This is a genomic window from Paenibacillus radicis (ex Gao et al. 2016) (genome assembly GCF_014641555.1).
Lineage (GTDB): Bacteria > Bacillota > Bacilli > Paenibacillales > Paenibacillaceae > Pristimantibacillus > Pristimantibacillus radicis.
Map to the genome: position 1 here is coordinate 161228 of NZ_BMHY01000003.1, position 16931 is coordinate 178158.

At 50.1% G+C, this 16931-nt stretch carries 15 protein-coding genes; 4 read left to right on the forward strand and 11 right to left on the reverse strand.

Features of this window, described 5'->3' with window-relative positions; all coding sequences use genetic code 11:
- Window position 1 precedes the first annotated feature (1 nt).
- Window positions 2-556 carry an RNA polymerase sigma factor gene (locus IEX98_RS09405; protein ID WP_188888703.1) on the forward strand — a complete coding sequence of 185 codons (555 nt, stop codon included), beginning with the start codon at window positions 2-4 and terminating at the stop codon, window positions 554-556.
- On the forward strand, window positions 543-1376 hold the full coding sequence (locus IEX98_RS09410) for a hypothetical protein (RefSeq protein ID WP_188888704.1): 834 nt from the start codon (window positions 543-545) through the stop codon (window positions 1374-1376). Before IEX98_RS09405 ends, IEX98_RS09410 begins: the two co-directional genes overlap by 14 nt.
- An 813-nt stretch (window positions 1377-2189) precedes the next feature.
- Here IEX98_RS09410 and IEX98_RS09415 read toward each other — a convergent pair.
- From IEX98_RS09415 to IEX98_RS09435, 5 genes are read right to left on the reverse strand one after another with little or no spacing between them, the layout of a single operon-like run.
- Entirely contained in the window at window positions 2190-2951 is a 762-nt protein-coding gene (locus IEX98_RS09415; protein WP_188888705.1) for an ABC transporter ATP-binding protein, read from the reverse strand.
- Complete coding sequence (locus tag IEX98_RS09420) at window positions 2935-3747, reverse strand: ABC transporter ATP-binding protein (RefSeq protein ID WP_188888706.1); 813 nt, start codon at window positions 3745-3747, stop codon at window positions 2935-2937. The genes IEX98_RS09415 and IEX98_RS09420 overlap by 17 nt, the downstream gene beginning before the upstream one ends.
- 21 nt (window positions 3748-3768) lie before the next feature.
- Entirely contained in the window at window positions 3769-4593 is an 825-nt protein-coding gene (locus tag IEX98_RS09425) for an ABC transporter permease (RefSeq protein WP_188888707.1), read from the reverse strand.
- Complete coding sequence (locus IEX98_RS09430) at window positions 4590-5537, reverse strand: ABC transporter permease (RefSeq protein ID WP_188888708.1); 948 nt, start codon at window positions 5535-5537, stop codon at window positions 4590-4592. The genes IEX98_RS09425 and IEX98_RS09430 overlap by 4 nt, the downstream gene beginning before the upstream one ends.
- Window positions 5538-5539: 2 nt before the next feature.
- Window positions 5540-7156 (reverse strand): ABC transporter substrate-binding protein, encoded by a 1617-nt coding sequence (locus IEX98_RS09435; RefSeq protein ID WP_188888709.1) that lies wholly within the window; start codon window positions 7154-7156, stop codon window positions 5540-5542.
- 158 nt (window positions 7157-7314) lie between these two features.
- Between IEX98_RS09435 and IEX98_RS09440 the strand changes: the two genes are divergently transcribed.
- Together IEX98_RS09440 and IEX98_RS09445 are read left to right on the forward strand one after the other, a co-directional pair.
- Window positions 7315-8073, forward strand: coding sequence for a class I SAM-dependent methyltransferase (locus IEX98_RS09440; RefSeq protein WP_188888710.1), 759 nt, complete (start codon window positions 7315-7317; stop codon window positions 8071-8073).
- Between the two features lie 13 nt (window positions 8074-8086).
- Complete coding sequence (locus tag IEX98_RS09445; RefSeq protein WP_188888711.1) at window positions 8087-8245, forward strand: hypothetical protein; 159 nt, start codon at window positions 8087-8089, stop codon at window positions 8243-8245.
- Window positions 8246-8692: 447 nt separating this feature from the next.
- Here IEX98_RS09445 and IEX98_RS09450 read toward each other — a convergent pair whose 3' ends face one another.
- From IEX98_RS09450 to IEX98_RS09475, 6 genes are all read right to left on the reverse strand, one after another.
- Window positions 8693-10087, reverse strand: coding sequence for an MGH1-like glycoside hydrolase domain-containing protein (locus tag IEX98_RS09450; protein WP_194458304.1), 1395 nt, complete (start codon window positions 10085-10087; stop codon window positions 8693-8695).
- 3 nt (window positions 10088-10090) lie between these two features.
- Window positions 10091-10981: a carbohydrate ABC transporter permease gene (locus IEX98_RS09455; RefSeq protein ID WP_188888713.1), complete on the reverse strand. Its 891-nt coding sequence runs from the start codon at window positions 10979-10981 to the stop codon at window positions 10091-10093.
- Between the two features lie 15 nt (window positions 10982-10996).
- Entirely contained in the window at window positions 10997-11899 is a 903-nt protein-coding gene (locus IEX98_RS09460) for an ABC transporter permease (protein WP_188888714.1), read from the reverse strand.
- 26 nt (window positions 11900-11925) lie between these two features.
- Complete coding sequence (locus IEX98_RS09465) at window positions 11926-13593, reverse strand: sugar ABC transporter substrate-binding protein (RefSeq protein WP_188888715.1); 1668 nt, start codon at window positions 13591-13593, stop codon at window positions 11926-11928.
- Window positions 13594-13714: 121 nt separating this feature from the next.
- Window positions 13715-14761, reverse strand: coding sequence for a response regulator transcription factor (locus tag IEX98_RS09470; protein ID WP_188888716.1), 1047 nt, complete (start codon window positions 14759-14761; stop codon window positions 13715-13717).
- Window positions 14736-16586, reverse strand: coding sequence for a sensor histidine kinase (locus IEX98_RS09475; protein WP_188888717.1), 1851 nt, complete (start codon window positions 16584-16586; stop codon window positions 14736-14738). Before IEX98_RS09475 ends, IEX98_RS09470 begins: the two co-directional genes overlap by 26 nt.
- Between the last annotated feature and the right edge of the window lie 345 nt (window positions 16587-16931).

A 16931-nucleotide genomic window follows, 5' to 3' on the forward strand; every position in this document is an offset into this window, starting at 1 on the left:
ATTGGATTTTACATACTTGGAGACGCTCTCGGACGGTTATGACAAAGAACAAATTTTGAGTGATTTGATTCTGGCCTACCAGAACGAAGTTTGGGATTATGCGCTATCGTTAACAAGGAGCACGCATATGGCGGATGATATCGCTCAGGATGTCTTTCTGGCTGTCTATGAAAAGCTCCATACCTTTCGAGGTGAAGCTTCTATTAAGACCTGGCTGCTCCGGATAACACGCAACATTAGCTTTAACCGCAGGAAAAACAGCTTCGTTCGCCGCGTCCTATTAATGAAAGAATTGCCGGAGAGCGGCAGCAATTCCCCTTCTGCGGAACTTGAGGCGTTAGATAACCTAATGTCTTCGGAAGCCTGGCGGCTCGTTCTTCAATTGCCGGTTAAACAGCGAGAGGTGATGGTGCTGCATGCGCATCACGCCCTCTCTCATGATGAGATTGCTTCCTTGTTACGGCTTCCGGTCGGTACGGTGAAATCCCGTCTTCACCACGCGAGAATCAAATTAGCGAAAAGCTATGAAGGAGGTCAAGAGCATGACGGAGTATAATCTCGATTTGGAGCGGCAGCTGCAAGAACGTCCCCTTCCTGCCAAGCAAGTACAGGTATCGTTGGAAAGTATTACAGCAGAAATAAGGCCCAATAGGAACGGTAGGAGCAGATGGCTTCTGCTTACGTCGGCTGCAGCTATTGTGCTAGTTATTACGGCTGGGCTTTGGGCAGGCGATATGACATGGAAGCAGGTTGATCACATACCGCCAGCCGATAGCGAGAATCAGGCAGGTGTAGCGAATCAGCAGAATAGCAGCCCTATCAAAGACTTGATAGACTTGCATCGCCTGACCTCCGACGAATGGAAGTCGCTCCTCAGCGGCACTTCAATTGATCCTTCTATTGAACTGCTGCATCAAGAAAAGCTGACGGACGACACCAACGTAGTCTTTTTCATTAACCAGTTGAGCCCAAACTCCGAATATCAGATTGTAGTCGCAAATGTGCGGCAGAGCGAAGAAGGGGAATATAAATCAGTAAGTATGACGAGCACGAATGTATCGAAGCAGTGGACCCCAGGGCCCTTCAGCGAAGGCAACGCCTACTTTCTGCAAATGGCAGCCATCGGCAGAGAGGGCAGCGACCCTTTAAAAGGACAGCTGATCGGTATTATTAGGGATAGTAAGGTCGCCGCCATTCGGATGACCAATGAAGTTGGCGATCATGTGGATGCAGATGTCATTCAAAGCGCATCCGGCGACTCGTTCTTCTTCGGCCGCATACCGGATTCATGGCTTGAAGGACTCCGCAGGTATATGGATGTCTCGGCGCTCGACAATGATGGCGCTGAGCTCAAGACGGAGAAGCATTATTTGTAGTCGCTGCGCGTTTCGGTCCATGCTGCCATTCTTGATTCCATTTGCCCCATCGCTTACACGATGTACATGGAGTTGAATCTGCGAAAAATCATCCTGAACTCGATACGCTCCGCTCACCTTATGTGGCACAGACTGACCTAACCCCTTCTTTGTCTACTACGCTAGGTTCGCTGCGCGTTTCGGTTCATGCTGCCATTCTTGATTCCATTTGCCCCATCGCATACACGATGCAAATGAGATGAATTTGCGAAAAGTCATCACGAACTCGAAACACTCCGCTCACCCTATGTGGTACAGGACGGTGAGTAAGTTGCCGCCTTATGGTCTTCTAGCCTTTGTGTATAAACCACCTAATGCTATCAAACAGCGAATCGGCTTCGCTATTTAACGAAGACCGCTTCGCAAATTTTCCGAAATACATGCGCATTTAAGCTGCCCTTTAGCATTAGCGAAGAGAATTTCCTTTTTGGAGAAGCTAAGTTCTCCAATAGCGAAATTCTCTTCGCTGTAGCCTCTGTACCAGCTAAATAGCGGATGTGTAGCGAACCTGGATTCGCTTTATTGCGAAGCAGGTTCGCTAATGAGTTACTCAAGGGCATAATGCTGCACGCACATTTATGACTTTCATTCGCTGTTTTGTGAAGCAGGTTCGCTAATGAGTTACTCGAGGGCGTAATGCGGCATGTACGTTTATGATTCTCCTTAGTCGGTTTGCAAAGGAGGTTCGCCAGCGGAGCATTAGAATAGGTGTGAGATCACCTTTCCAATGCGTCTTAATACACAAAACTTTCTGAACATCATCGCGTACCCTTGCTACTCAGATGCGCGGCGCCCAAGCGATCGTGCTGCATTCAGCAGCGATTGTGTGTAGGGATGATGGCCGGAGGCATGGATGGCCGAGGAGGCGAAACGCTCGACCAACTGCCCTTCCTTCAACACCGCAATCTCCTCGCACAACCCGGCTAAGAGCGAAAGGTCATGCGTAATGAATAGAAGTGACAATTGCTGCTCGATTTTTAGCGTATGGAGCAACTCAATAATTTGATGCTGGTGCAGCAAATCTAAGTTCGATACGATTTCGTCGCATATGAGCAGCTTCGGCTTCACGACGAGCGCCTTGGCAATGCACGCACGTTGGTATTGCCCGCCGCTTAAGCGTCCTGGCCTCTCGGCAAGAAGATGAGGCGGCAATCCAACTTTTTCAGCATACTCCGCTATCCGCTCCTTACGCTCGTTTTTGCCCATGCCCGTAAACCCGGTCAGCGGCTCTTCCAGGCTTTGCGCAATTGTCATTCGGGGGTCTAGCGACGCCGTCGTATTTTGAAATACGAACTGAATTTGACGGTACCAGTCCTTGAAGTCTGAGGTTTTCTTGTGCGGAGCCGCTATACCGTTGAATCGAATCACACCCGAAGTGGGACGCTCTAGCGCCATAACGATGCGAGCGAGCGTTGACTTGCCGCTGCCGCTTTCACCAACAATGGCTAACGAAGCGCCGCTGGAGATCGACAACGTGATCCGGTCGAGCACCGTTTTCGTTCCGATCGTTTTCGATATTTCATCGATTTCCAACATATAAGTATGCACCCTCTTCTGAAGTAAATCGGAATGAGGAGCGGCAGTTCAACAATTGCTTCGTGTACGCATGCTTGGGCCGGTGCATCACTGCTGCCGCTGTTCCCTGCTCCACAATCTCCCCTTGCTTCATGACGGCAATTGTATCGGCGAGCTCGCCAGCCAGCAATAGATCATGGGTAATGAACAGCATGCTTAACTGTTCTTCCGCCACAAGCCCTTGCAGCAAAGCGATAATCTCCGACTGTGTCGTCACATCCAGTGCGCTCGTTGGCTCATCGGCTATAAGCAGCTCTGGTTTCAATAGAAGCGCCATCGCAACCATCACCCGCTGGTTCATGCCGCCGCTTAATTGGAACGGATAGCTCTTCATCAACCGGTCTGTGTCTTTCAGCGACACCTTATCCAGCATCGCCCTAGCACTAGCTTCTGCGGCATGCCGTGTCACCGGCAGGTGGCTGCGCAGCAAATCGACCAGCTGTCTGCCGATCGGAATGGCGGGATGCAGCGCTTGCTCGGGATGCTGATAAATGACGCCTATTCGTCTGCCCCTTACCTGCCTCCACTCCTTCTTGCCATACCCCGACATCACTTCGCCGCCAAATGATAGTTCCCCCGCCATCAGCAGCCCATCCGGCAGCATACCGAGCAGCGCTTTGCCCGTCAGTGTCTTGCCGCTGCCGCTCTCGCCGATGAGGCATAACGTCTCCCCCGCGTCTACCGAGAAAGAACTATCCCTGACGAGCACCCGATTGGTATCTTTCGCAGTTATCGTAAGCCCATGAACCTCCAGCACCTCTGCCACTCCCCTCATCCGCTAACTCAATTGAAATCGGCTCCGCAGCTTCTCTCCGCAAATCTGAAACGCGACAGCCGTCGCAAAGATCATCAACCCTGGAAAAAAGCCCATCCAAGGCGCAATTTGCAAATAGTTTTTGCCGTCCAGCAGCATCACGCCCCATTCCGGCGAAGGCGGCTGAGCGCCCAGTCCCAGAAAGGACAACCCTGACAAAGTCAAAATAACCCGGCTGACATCCAAAATAATCAGCGTCAACACCTGCGGCATAACGTTCGGCACAACATGCCGCCGTATCGCATGAAAACCGAAGGAGCCGCTCACCCGGCTGGATAGCATATACGGCTCTTTTTTCACATCATGAACGAGGCCGCGGATGATCCGTACATATTTGGCCCACCAGGACAGCAAAATGGCCGCATAAACATTTTCCATCCCAAAGCCTAAAAAACCGATAATGACAATAGTAAGCAGAAGATTCGGAACGGCCGTGAATAAATCTGCAACGCTCATCAGCAGCATATCCAGGCGGCCTCCGTAAAACCCGCTTAACGTTCCAAGAACGAGGCTGATGACCATAACCAGCCCAAGAACGATAAGGGCGGGAAACACCGAATAGGGAATACCCGCAAGCACTCGGCTCAACAAGTCACGACCCAAATAATCCGTCCCAAAGGGATGAGCAAGGCTCGGATGCTGCAGCTTGGCTTCATAATTAGGCTCGTAAGGATCAAATGGATGCAGCCAAGAAGCCAGAATGCCCACGATAAGCAGCCCCGTTAGAAATAGCAGCGCTGCCGTTGTCCATTTATTTTCAAACGCAAACGAAGTAAACCTCTTCTTCACAATTCCCACCTCTGCTTATCCAGCCTTACACGCGGATCGGCCGCATAATAGCCAAGATCGGTCACGAAATTCAAGACGAAGATTACCGCTGCCACCAGTAAGCTGCAGCCCTGTATAGCTGGAAAATCTCGATTGTAGATCATGTCCAGCATATAAGTTCCGAGCCCCGGAAAGCTGAACACATTCTCAATCATGACGGCCGCACCGAAAAAGCCGGAGAAGCTTGTTCCAACAACCGTTAGCACCGGAATCAACATCGACCTAAGCAGATAGGACGGGTACAAAATACGTCGCCGCAAGCCGCGTGCCCTCGCCGCCTCCATGAAAAAGGAATGCTTGTATTCCAACGTGAAAGAACGGATCATTCGGACAAAATATGCGCCTTGAATGAGACTGATTGCCGCTACTGGAAGGACGTAATGATTCGCCGAACCGCTTCCGATGATCGGAAACAAGGGCCATAACACGCCAAAACCGAGCATGAGCAAAATCGCCAGCCAGTAGAGCGGAACGGATAAGCCGAGAACGGAGCCTCCATAGACGATCCGATCGAGCAGCGTATTTTCCCGGATGGCGCTTACGATCCCAAGTGGAACCGAGAAAAGAACGGTCACGATAAAAGAACTGGCAATCAACAATAGCGTAGGCTGAAGCCGCGATGCGATTTCCTTCGTGACGGGCTGACCCGTTACAAAAGAAGAACCCAAATGGCCTTGAAGCAGTTCTAGCAGCCAAGTGACATATTGCTGGACGAATGACTGATCCAAGCCCCATTTATGCTCGTAGAGAGCAATCAAGCTCTCGTCGGGAACGGCACCGATACCCTGCAGCAGCAAAGCTGCAGGATTTCCGGGGGCAAGCCGCATAAGCGCGAATACGAATAATGTCAGCAAAAACAAAGTAAAGACAAGCAGGGCAAGTCTGCCGATCGCATAGCGCAGCATCTCTATTCCTCAATCGTCAGCTGATGCCATTTGACCGGATTGTCTTCAATATCGCCAAAGGCGAAGTTTCCAATCTTGCTGCTATGAATAAAGGTTTGCTTTGTATAGTAAACCGGCACGGTCATCGCTTCTTCATGCAGCCGGGCAAAAATCCGGTCGAAGATCGCCTGCTGCTCCGCTGGCGAAGTTGTTTTCGCGATGCCATCCAGTTGTTGCGTGAGGGCTGCATCCTGATAGGCGACGCCCGGCGTTTTATCCGTATGATAAAACAGGGATGTCAGGAAGCGGTACGGCAGCTGCGCATCGGTATACGTCCGATAGAGAAGCAGATCATACTCTTTGTTGGTCCACAGCGCATCATAATAGGCCGCACGCTCCAGGTTGGCAATCTCCACCTTGATGCCGATATTTTTCATCTCACTTTGGAAAATCTCGGCCATCTCTTTCCACTCCGGATATTCCTCTGTCTGGATGACTAAACGAAGCTGGATCGGCTTGCCGTCCTTCTCGTATTGTTTGCTGCCCGCATTCCATTGGAAGCCAGCTGCCTCAAGCAATTGCTTAGCTTTATCAGGATCAAAGCTATAAGAGGGCTGATTAGTAGGCGTAACGAAAGCGACCGTGCTCTGGAACAAGCCGGACACATCTGCGCCTTGTCCGTTCATCATTTTGCTAGTATCGGTTCCGAGATTAATGGCCTGACGGACGCTTTTATCCGCTAGAAATGAATTCTTCTGGTTGATGACCATGAAATAAGACATCGTGCTGGCGTGCTGCTCTATCTTGTATTTCGCATTGTTCTCAAAGATAGGCAGGCTCTCATACGGAATGTTCCCCACTTCTCCCCCGGCAATGTCGATCTCGCCATTCTGCAGTGCAAGCACGCGGGCCTGCGGGTCGGTAATGACTTTGAACACCAGCTTGTATGGAGATGGCTTCTCCTTCCAATAATGCTCGTTGGCGGTCAGGACGGTTTCCGCTCCCTCCTTGAAGCTGTCTAATTGCCATGGACCGGTACCGATTGGCTTCACAAACTCTCCATCCGCAGCACCTGCAGGATTAACCGCATTGGGACTCATGATCCGAAAAGGACGGGCTTGGCTGAGCTCGAGAAGAACCTGCGTCGCCATCTCCTTAAACTGGAGCACAACAGTATGAGTGTCCGGCGTCTCCACCTTGTCCAGCTTCCTTGCAATTTCTAGCGATGCATTCTCCTCATTTGCCACGGTTCGAGCCAATGAGAATTTGACGGATTCAGCATTAAACTCGCTGCCGTCGGAGAATTGAACACCTTCTCTCAGATGGAAAGTGTAGGTTTTGCCGTCCTCCGACACTTCCCAAGCGGTTGCGAGCCCCGGTCCGATTTTGCCGCCTTCGCCAAATTCCACGAGCGGGTCATAGATTGCGCTATGAACGGCTCTCGCCCCGTTATAGGTGGAGGCGTCGATTCGATCCCCCTTCGAATCTTGAGTAACCGCGACGGTGATGCGCTTGGCGGCCGGTGCCTCCGGTTTATTCGTTGATGCTGGTCCCGGCTCCGTCTGCGACGAGCAGGCCGCCAGCAATAAGAGAAGTATTGTACTGATTGTGATGGCCGATCTTTTGAATGATTTTGACATGATGCCCTCCCGGAAAATAGATATAAAATGCAGTTGAACAAGTATCGCTTGACTTCGATATCCAACTGATGATAGATTTTAATCGTAATAATTACTATTAGCAAGCATTATTTTTTATAACGATTTTATCCGAGATTTTTTACATGAGGAGAGATTTTATGACGATCAGCAAGGAGCAACAATTGGAGCATCAGCAATATTGGGATAAGGGGGCCGATATTTACGAGGAAATTGTGGAGCAGGAATTTACGAATGAGTCGGCCGATAAGTGGACGGCGATTCTGAGCAAGCTGCTTAAGGATAAGCAGGGGCTTCGAGTGCTGGACGTTGGCGCTGGCCCAGGCTTTTTCAGCATTTTATTAACGCGCTTGGGGCATCAAGTAACCGCCATCGACTCCTCCACGGAGATGATAGCCAAAGCGAGGAAAAATGCAGAAAAGCACGGCTGCGATATTCGAATCATCCAGACCGATATTTTGGAATATGAGCCGGATGGTGTGTTCGATTTGATCATATCCCGCAACGTTACCTGGTTTCTGCCGAATCCCGTTGGCGTCTACCGGAAATGGCATCAATGGCTGGCCGAGGATGGGCAGACGATTATTTTCGACGGCAACTGGAACTTGTTCTTGACCGATCCGAGGGAAGCCGCCTTGTTCCAAGCGGCTAAACAGGAAGCGATCGCGGCAGGCTATGTGCCTTATCGTTCGGAGGAGGAAATATCGGAAGGTGATCAAATCGCCTTAGCGCTGCCGCTAACCTATGTGAAGCGTCCTGCCTGGGACATCGACATGCTGAGCCACATTGGCTTCACCCATGTGACCGCCTGGCACGGATTCGATGCAGGGCTGTATAGCCCGGCTGAGCAGCTGCTGAACCGCCATCGGCCCATGTTCGCCATCGTGGCGAGTAAGTGATGGGAGGGCAACTTTGATTCGTTCTTTGCGAAGCAGATTCGCTATACGCCCTGCCTCTACTAATCAAAATGCAAAAATACATGTTGTCAGCCGTGTTTTCGGCGATTTATCGCATCAAAATGCAAAAGTGCAGGTTGATTGGCCGGAAACGCCTCAAATGGGTGAAATGTAGAGGTTTAAAATGTACTTTTGCATTTTGAGGGGTGTTTTGGGCAATTTGAGGCTTATCAAAATGTACTTTTACATTTTGTTCCACATTTAGCGCTGGAATGCGTGTATTTTGAGTTGGTCCGTTCAATTAGGCGTGGAGAGCGCTGGGATGCGCAATAAGGTGAACATAATTAGTTAGTCCATTCGAGTTGGCGCGCAGTACGAGCATTCAACGCACGAAGGTGTGCTTGGTAAGTTAGTTAGTTCGATTATACACGGAAGGCGAGCATTCAGAGGTCAGTACGCCGGGACTCGGAAGGCGAGCCTGAGGTAGGTTATTCACTAAGACACGAAGAGCGACCATCTCGTGGTTTCGCTGGGGAGGCAGAGGCGGGTTCGCTGGAATGCAGATAGGACACCACTCAAAAAAAGCCGTCAGTCCATGAAAATGGACTGACGGCTCTCGCTGTTAACCAACTGTGATCGTATGCGTCTCGCCAGGCTCGACCTCGACTTCGGCCACCAGATAGGTGCGGCCGAGTTCGTCGCGTTCCACAGACGGCTGAATGGCAAGACCATTATGGTTCAGCCCAGCAGTCTGCCCTTCCGCTGCTTCCGTGCGGAACTTCGCTTTCCAGCGCAAGGCTGCGCCGGAAAGATTGCTAAATTCCGTGTGCGTTGTACCCTGGTGCTTAACAGCAATCGTTCTTCCGAGAACGGGAACGAGAGACAGCTCTGCCCAAGTCAGCTCTCCCGCCAATTTCGATTCGGTCGTCACACCAGAAATGCCGTCTGCCGAGATACCCATCAGGCCAGACACTACCGCTCCAACTGCCGAATAAGAAACCTCAGGATACTCACGGCGCTCAAGACTAGGCTCCATCAGCGCTTTCAAGCTGCGAAGCGCCTCTTCGTCACTTCCTCCGCGATAGTACGTTTCCGGCAAATAGGACATGCCTTCCACATTGGAAGCGCCTCGCGCGATTGCTTCGCGCAGCGCGCCTTCCCGCTTCTCCGCATTATCGATAACGCCATAATAGAGCGGAAGGAATTGGCCTTCTCCAGCTTCAGATGCAATGAAGTCGCCCTTCTGGCTCAGAGCAATATAGAAGCAGCCGTTGCTCTCATCCCACCACTGCTCCTCCAGCCGCTTCCGCAGCTCCGAAGCTTTGGCCGAATACTCAGCGGCACGCGCTTCACCTTGCCCCGTTAACTTCACGATCTCGGCATATGCTTCATACCCGGCGATCATAATCGCAATGAGATCAGCGCCAATTCTCGCATATTCGCCAGCTTCATTATAAGAAGCTAAGCCGCGGCGTCCATAGGCCGCCTCATATTCAAGAATACCGTCTCCGTCTTTATCCCAAGTCTTCACATATTCCGTTACGGACAAGTCATAAAATTTACGAAAAACCGGATTGTCCAAGTAGGAGCGGTCGCCCGTCCACAAATATTGGCGGTAGCAGGCATCGATAGCATCGAAGTTCGCCGGCAGGTTGTACCAGAAATCCTGGTCATTCTCATAATCGACAGGAGCCGGAATATCTCCTCCTGTGATCTCCCAATACGTGCAATAGTCTCTCGTCTCGCTAATATTCTCCGCGAATTTCAGCATCATATTGCGGGTATGCGCCTGCAAGCCCAGAACGGCAGCGCCTAAGCTTTGATGGGAAACGTCCCGCATGCAGAATGCTTCTCTGCCCGGCAAGGCGGCCTCATACCAGAGGCCGACAGGATCTTCACCGTGATGCGCGTAAAAGAGCGCTTGGTCTTTCGCCCATTCAAATCCGGCATTCAGCGCTTCGTCATCCGATCGGAACGTAATTGCGCCTAAGGAATGGTTCTTGTTGTTCGTCATCATCAATTATCCTTTCACAGAGCCGATCGTCAAACCGCCGATAAAGTATTTTTGCAAAAACGGATACACAAGCAAGATCGGCACGGTAACGAAAATGGTTGTCGCCGCACGCAGCGTCAATGGCGTCATGCTTTTGAATTTTTGGAAAATCAGCTGCTGATCCATAATTTGCTGGGATGCTTCCACTTCCAGGAGCAACCGCCGCAAGTAGACTTGAAGCGTATCGAAATGACCGCTGGAATTGTACAGCACAACATCGAACCACGCATTCCAGTGACCGACAGCCGAGTAAATCGATACGGCAGCAAATACCGGCAGCGACATTGGAATAACTAGGCTTAGATAGATTTTCATCTCCGAAGCCCCGTCAATTCGCGCAGACTCGAACAGTGCATCAGGCAGCTCGGAAATATACGAGGACATGAGCAGCATGTAGTAAGCGCTGATCAGCGAAGGAATCCAATAGACGTGAAAGGAATCCGTCAGCTTCAAATTGACCATCAGCAGATAGATTGGAATCAAACCGCCGTTGAAGTACATCGTGACGAGAAATAGAATCCGCATGAACTTCCGGCCGGAGAAATGACGGATACTTACGATGTAAGCCAGCAGACCCGTTACGAACAAACAAGTAACGGTCCCTACAGCAACCCGAAGCACAGACCAGCCGAAGCCCTCCAGCAGTTTATCGTTTTGAAGCAGAAGCTTGTAGGCATCCAAGGAAAACTCCCTCGGGAAAATGTAGATCCCGCCCCTTGCCGCATCTGCCCCATCGTTCAGGGACAAAGCCAGCAAATTCAAAAACGGGTAAGCCATAATGATGCCAAACAGCAGTAAGACAACGACGTTCACGATGTCGAATAGCCGTTGAGGAATGGTTGTCGAACGTTCGCTCATCCTTATTGCTCCTTTCTAGAAAATCGCAGTTTGCATATAGCGTTTCGAAAGCTTATTCGCCACAATGACCAATGTCAGGCCGATTAAGCTCTTCATTAAGCCGACCGCCGTACCGTAGGAATAGTTGCCGAACTGAACACCAAACCGGTATACGTACGTATCAATAACCTCGTAGTAGTCCCTGGTTGTCGGACTGCCCAGCAGCAGCTGCTGCTCGAAGCCTGCGTTCAGAATGCCGCCAAGCGCCAAGATGAACAGCAGGACAATCGTGGAGCGAATTCCCGGCAATGTAATATGCCAAGCAAGGCCGAAGCGTCCTAGTCCGTCTACTTTGCCCGCTTCGTATTGCTCGCGGTCGATGCCTGCAATTGCAGACATATAGATGATAGAACTGAAGCCGACATCCTTCCAGACATTACTGGAGGTCAAGATGGCCCAGAAGTACTTCCCTTCTCCGAGGAACTGAATCGGATTGTGAATAAAGCCGAAACGCTGCAGCAAATCATTGATGATCCCGTCGTTGCCAAGCAGCGTAAAGGCAATGCTGGCGACAACGACCCAGGAGATAAAGTAAGGAATGTAAGAGAGCGATTGAATCGTTTTCTTGAACGCCCGGTTTCTCACCTCGTTAAGCAACAAGGCGAGAATGATCGGTGCGGGAAATCCTATAAGCAGATTAAGCATACTAATGACAATCGTATTGCGCATAATCATCCAGAAATCAGGTTCCTGGAAAAACCGAATAAAGTTGTCAAGCCCTACCCAGTTCCCGAACATCGTCTGTCCGGGAACGTAGTTTTGAAAGGCAATGATCAAACCGTACATCGGGAAGTAAGAAAAGACGAGCACCCACAGTATGATAGGCAAGCTTATCAGCCAAATTTGTCTCTCTCTGGAAAAGCGTCTAAGGTAGTTCATGATTCGGCTTCCCTCCAGCTATCCGTTTATTTCAACTTTGCAAGATTCTTTTTGTATTCTTCCGTGCGGTATTTCTCGATATCGCTCAAGCCGATTTTTTGCGCTTTGCTGCGCAGATCTTCGAAGTTTTTGACCGCTTCCGCTTCCGACTTCGACATCACGATTTTTGCAAATCCGGTTTTGATCAGCTCTTCGATTTGCTGGTTCTTAATCGTCAGCGGGTTGTCATTGGCAAAGATTACGCGGCGTTCTGTGCTTTCATAGATCGTGTCGCTGACATTGTCGAGCATAAGCTTTTTCCACTTGTCATCTGCGTTAAAGTTCTGGTCATACCAAGCCGTGCTCTTATTGTCGTCGCTGAGCAAGCCTTGCGGATAAGCCAGCCAGAAGATATTGCTGCCGTTAGCTGCTTCCGTTTTCTCATAATCCAGATCTCCTGCGAGCAATGCTTGCTTCGCAGTGTCATTGAACGACCACTTGCCGCCTTCTTCAAAGTTCCAGTAGGAATCAGTAATGTTCGGAATACCCCAGCCCATCAGGCGAGTACCCATCGGTGTCATTGTGAAATCAAGGAATTTAATAATTTCTTCCGGCGATTTTGCTTTATCCGTCAGAACCGTGTAATTCCAGCCATGTGTATCTTTTGGCGAGAGGTAAGCTTTTTCCGCACCTTCCGCTTTGAACGCAACCTGTACGTAACGTTTATCTTCTTTGTAGTTTGGATCTGTCGTACGCCATACTTCATGGCCCGCATTCCAAGACTGCCACCATGGACCGATATGTCCGGCAATCCGCTCGTTGGAGAATTTCGTTCTCCAATCCTCGAACTTGTTGACGAATGCGTCAGGGTCCATCAGACCTTCAAGGAAGAAACGGTTGTAGAACAGAGCAGCCTGTTTGCCCTCTTCGGTATTCAGCCAATGCGTCAGATTATGGTCGGCGTCTTCTTTGTAGCCGTCTTGCAGGCCCCAGAAGCCGATTGCATTGTTGACCTTCACATCCGCGTTCCAAGACAAAGCGTACGTTTTTTCGCCATTGGCGTTAGTTGGATGCTTAGCAACCATTTGCTTCAGCACATTGTAGTAGTCTTCCGGCGTTTTGATCTCCGGCGCGCCCATCTCTTGGTACCAGTCCCAACGGATATGAGCCGTGAAATCCGGAATTGGCAGGTAACCCCAGCCGCGTGGAATGCCCCACAGCTTGCCGTTCTCATCCAGATAGGAGGCATAACGGTCGCCCAGCGCTTTCTTAATGTTTGGCCCGTACTTATCTACGAGAGGAGCCAGGTCCATAATTTTGTTTTGCGCTTTCCATTGTGAAATCGCGGAATCATCCAGCCCTGCGATTACTTCCGGATAATCACCGGAAACGAGCATCAGGTTCAGCTTTTCCTTTGGTTCCACATCCAGCGTCGTCCGTTTCATATCAACGTTGAATTCCTTCAACAGGTAGTCGTGAAAAGCGGCTTGCTTTTTCTCGATTTTATCCGGGTTGCCTTTCTCCGCTTGGTAGAAGTGGATTTTCGTCGTTTTAGCCGGAAGCTGCCAGCCGAATGCGTTTACAGAAGTTTGCCCGGTAGATCCCGCGCCGTTCTCTGGCGTTGCTTCACCCTCGTTTTGATCTTTACCGCATGCAGATAAAATCAACACGGTTCCAACTATTATGGTCATCAGAAGAGCGACTTGCCGTTTCATAGATGAATCCCCCTAGTTAAATAGATATGTCCTTGCAAAAGCTATTGTAGTAAACCGGGAACCCGAAGAGAATGGCATTTTCGTTGCGTGTATGTCGTTTTCATTAGGAATGTTAGCGGTTTCATAAGTGCTGCATATTTTTTCGATACTCCGTTGGGGTAAGTCCGATTTGCCGTTTGAACCGTTTCGTAAAATGAGGATAGTCGGGATAACCACAGCGTTGACCCACCTCATACGTCTTCAAATCGCTATGCTGAAGAAGCTCCTTGGCATGCTCCATCCGGATATGTGTCAAATAAGCAATATAAGACATTCCAGTCTCCTCCATCAGCATGTGATAGAAGTGAGTCGGAGATATACCAAGGGGCGTCAGCACCTTTTCCAGATTCAGCTCGCTGTCGGAAAAGTTCTCCTTCAAGTAGTCGATTGCTTGCTGGATAACGCTGCGTTTCCCCCAATTTCGCTTGTCCCTGATTTCATGCAGCCCGGCCTCTAGCCATTCCGAGAACGATGCCGCAGCTTGTCCGTAGTCGGAGCCCTCGAAAGGAAAAGCCCAAGCGACAAGCTGATATTGCGGCTGCAATCGATTCTGAATCAAGGAAGCCGCATCACGAAGCAGCGAGATGCGTTCCTCAGCCGCCACATCGGAATCGTCGAGCAGCCGCAGCAGTTCGCTCACATCCTGGCGGACGCCTGCTTCGTTGACCATCCACAGCTCGTTGCCGATACGCTCCGCCGCCAGGCTGATCGGCGCGATCAGCTGGTTCTTGATCATAGCCGATTGACGCGACTTCATGAAACGATCGAAGCGCTTCTCTACCAGCCGCAGCACCTGCTCCTGGCGCATAGGCTTCAGAATATAGTCAGCTACCCCATGCCTTAGCGCTTCCTGCGCATATTCAAATTCCCCATAACCGGACAAAATAATAATATCCATCTCAAAGCCGTCCTGCCGCAGGCGTTGGATCAGCTCGATTCCATCCATGACCGGCATGCTGATATCGGTAATAATCAAATGGGGCTGCTCACGCTCAGCCACTTGGAGCGCTTCCGCACCGTCTGACGCTTCTCCCACAATTCGATAGTGCGGGCTTGCCCCCATCAAAATTTTACGCAGGCTTTTTTTGCTCATCGCTTCATCGTCAACGAGAAGAATTCTGTAGATCATCGCTGTCCGCTCCTTTGCTTCCATTCTGGTGCTGCTCCGATTCTAATGGCAATAAGATGTCGATACAGGTGCCGTCTTCTCCGGATGTTGAGATGAACAAGCCGTAGGGCTCGCCGAAAAGCATCCGAATTCTAGTATGCACATTGATCAGCCCGATAGACATTTTGCCATCCTGTGGCGGTTCATGATTCATAAGCTTGTCGAGCGGCAGATCGAACAAGTCATTGTATGCTTGCAGTATAGCCTCATCCATTCCCTTGCCGCCGTCCTCGATTGAAATCAAGCTGCCGGCCGCAACGTCCATCTCAGATATCCGAATATAATTCGGCGGTATTTTATGCTTCTGGAAGCCATGCTTAAAGCTGTTTTCCACGATAGGCTGTAGCATCGAACGCACGGCCAGCGTCCGACGGCCATACCGGTGCTGGATATCGATTGTATAATTCAAAGACTCGAATCGTTCGGACTGGATGGCCAGATACGCTTCAATATGCTGCTTTTCGTCCCACAGGCTGACGATATCATTCGGATTCTGAACGTTGTAGCGGAACATATCTCCAAGCGATACGATCATTCGGCTAATTTTATCGTTCCCTTCCACAATGGCGCTAGAGTTAATGAATTCCAGCGTATTATATAGGAAGTGAGGGTTAATCTGCGCTTGCATGGCATGGAGCAGCGCTTCCTTCTGCTTGACCTCCAGCTCCTTCTCCCGCAGCTCGGAGACATGCACGATCTCAACTAACCGCTTCAATTCCTCTACCATCTTGTTAAATCCGCGGTACAAGCTGCCTACCTCGGCGCCTTTGTTTTCCGGTGCACGCACGCTAAGCTCGCCTAGCTCTGCCCGCTTCATCAAACGAAGCATCGTCAGCAACGAATTGCTCAACGAATACATAACAGCACTCGCAATGAGCATGACGATGAAGAACAGGACAAGGAATAATATCGTTGAGAGCCGGCTAACCTTCAACAACGATTCGTTAAGCTCGCTGAGCAGCACCTCTGAGAACAAAGTCAGTCCGGTGCTGCTGGAGCGGAAGAAGACGACGAGCTTATTGCCTTCCTTCGTCGGCATCGTAAACGTGCCTCGCCGCTGCTCTCCCATCGCCTCCTGATAGGCTTCCGGAATCAATCGTTCCGCGCCGTAGCCGTTCGGGTGATAGGCGGTCTTCTGCTCCGGATCAGCAATCCATATAAAACCGGTTTTGCCGATGCGGACATTTTGGGTAATATTGATGACTTCCGTCAGCTTCAGATCGACAATGAGCATGCCGCTGCTGTCAGTGTTGCCGTTTAAGCCGTTGAACTTGAACGCCATCGCCAGAAAGGTCGGCCCGCCTTCTTCCTTTTCCAGCCCCATAATTGTGAATTTGCCGTTCTCTTTAATCCGGGAGTTATATAAACTGTATCTTCGTTCCGCTGACATATAACTGGAGGAAGAGACGGCGATCCCTTTGCTCGTTACGAGCGATATGCCGTGAATATCTTCCCGATTCGTCATAATCGGATTAAACAGCTTTTTTTCGACCTGTTCAGATATCTGAAAACGTTCGAATGATTCCGTCAACTCTTCATTGAGAAAAGTCGATGTCAGCTCATTGACCAGCAGCGGATACGTCCAGCGCTGCACTTCTTTGAAGTACGTATCCAGATGATCGTTAACCTGATTAACGAGCTGATAGCTGGAGCCGACCGCGTTCTCTTTAATCGCCTTGTACGATTTCTCATACCAGAATTGGCCGAGCAGCGGCAGTGGAATATATAGAACCATCATTAAAATGATTATTTTTTTGCGCAGCGATGCTTGTTTAAATATGGACATGCTTGTCCGCCCCTTCGTGCAGAAATTCATGCTGTCGTCTTATCCCTCTCATTATAGAGGATATTGCTGCGGACGAAATTGGATTAAAATCGTTTGAAAGCGATTGCTAATGATTTTGACATATTCGTGATGATTTAGACATACCGGGTAAAAAAACATTTTCAGCCCTGCAAAAGTGCATGAAAAAGCCGGACCCCAGCGGTCCGGCATCTTGTTTCCGCCGTGAGGGCGGCGCTATAGAAATGCGTAAAACTTTTTTACCTTTCACGGCTCAACTCTACTTGCTGACTGGTGATCAAACTGCAAAAGTACATTTTGACAAGCCATAAACTAGCCAAAATTGCC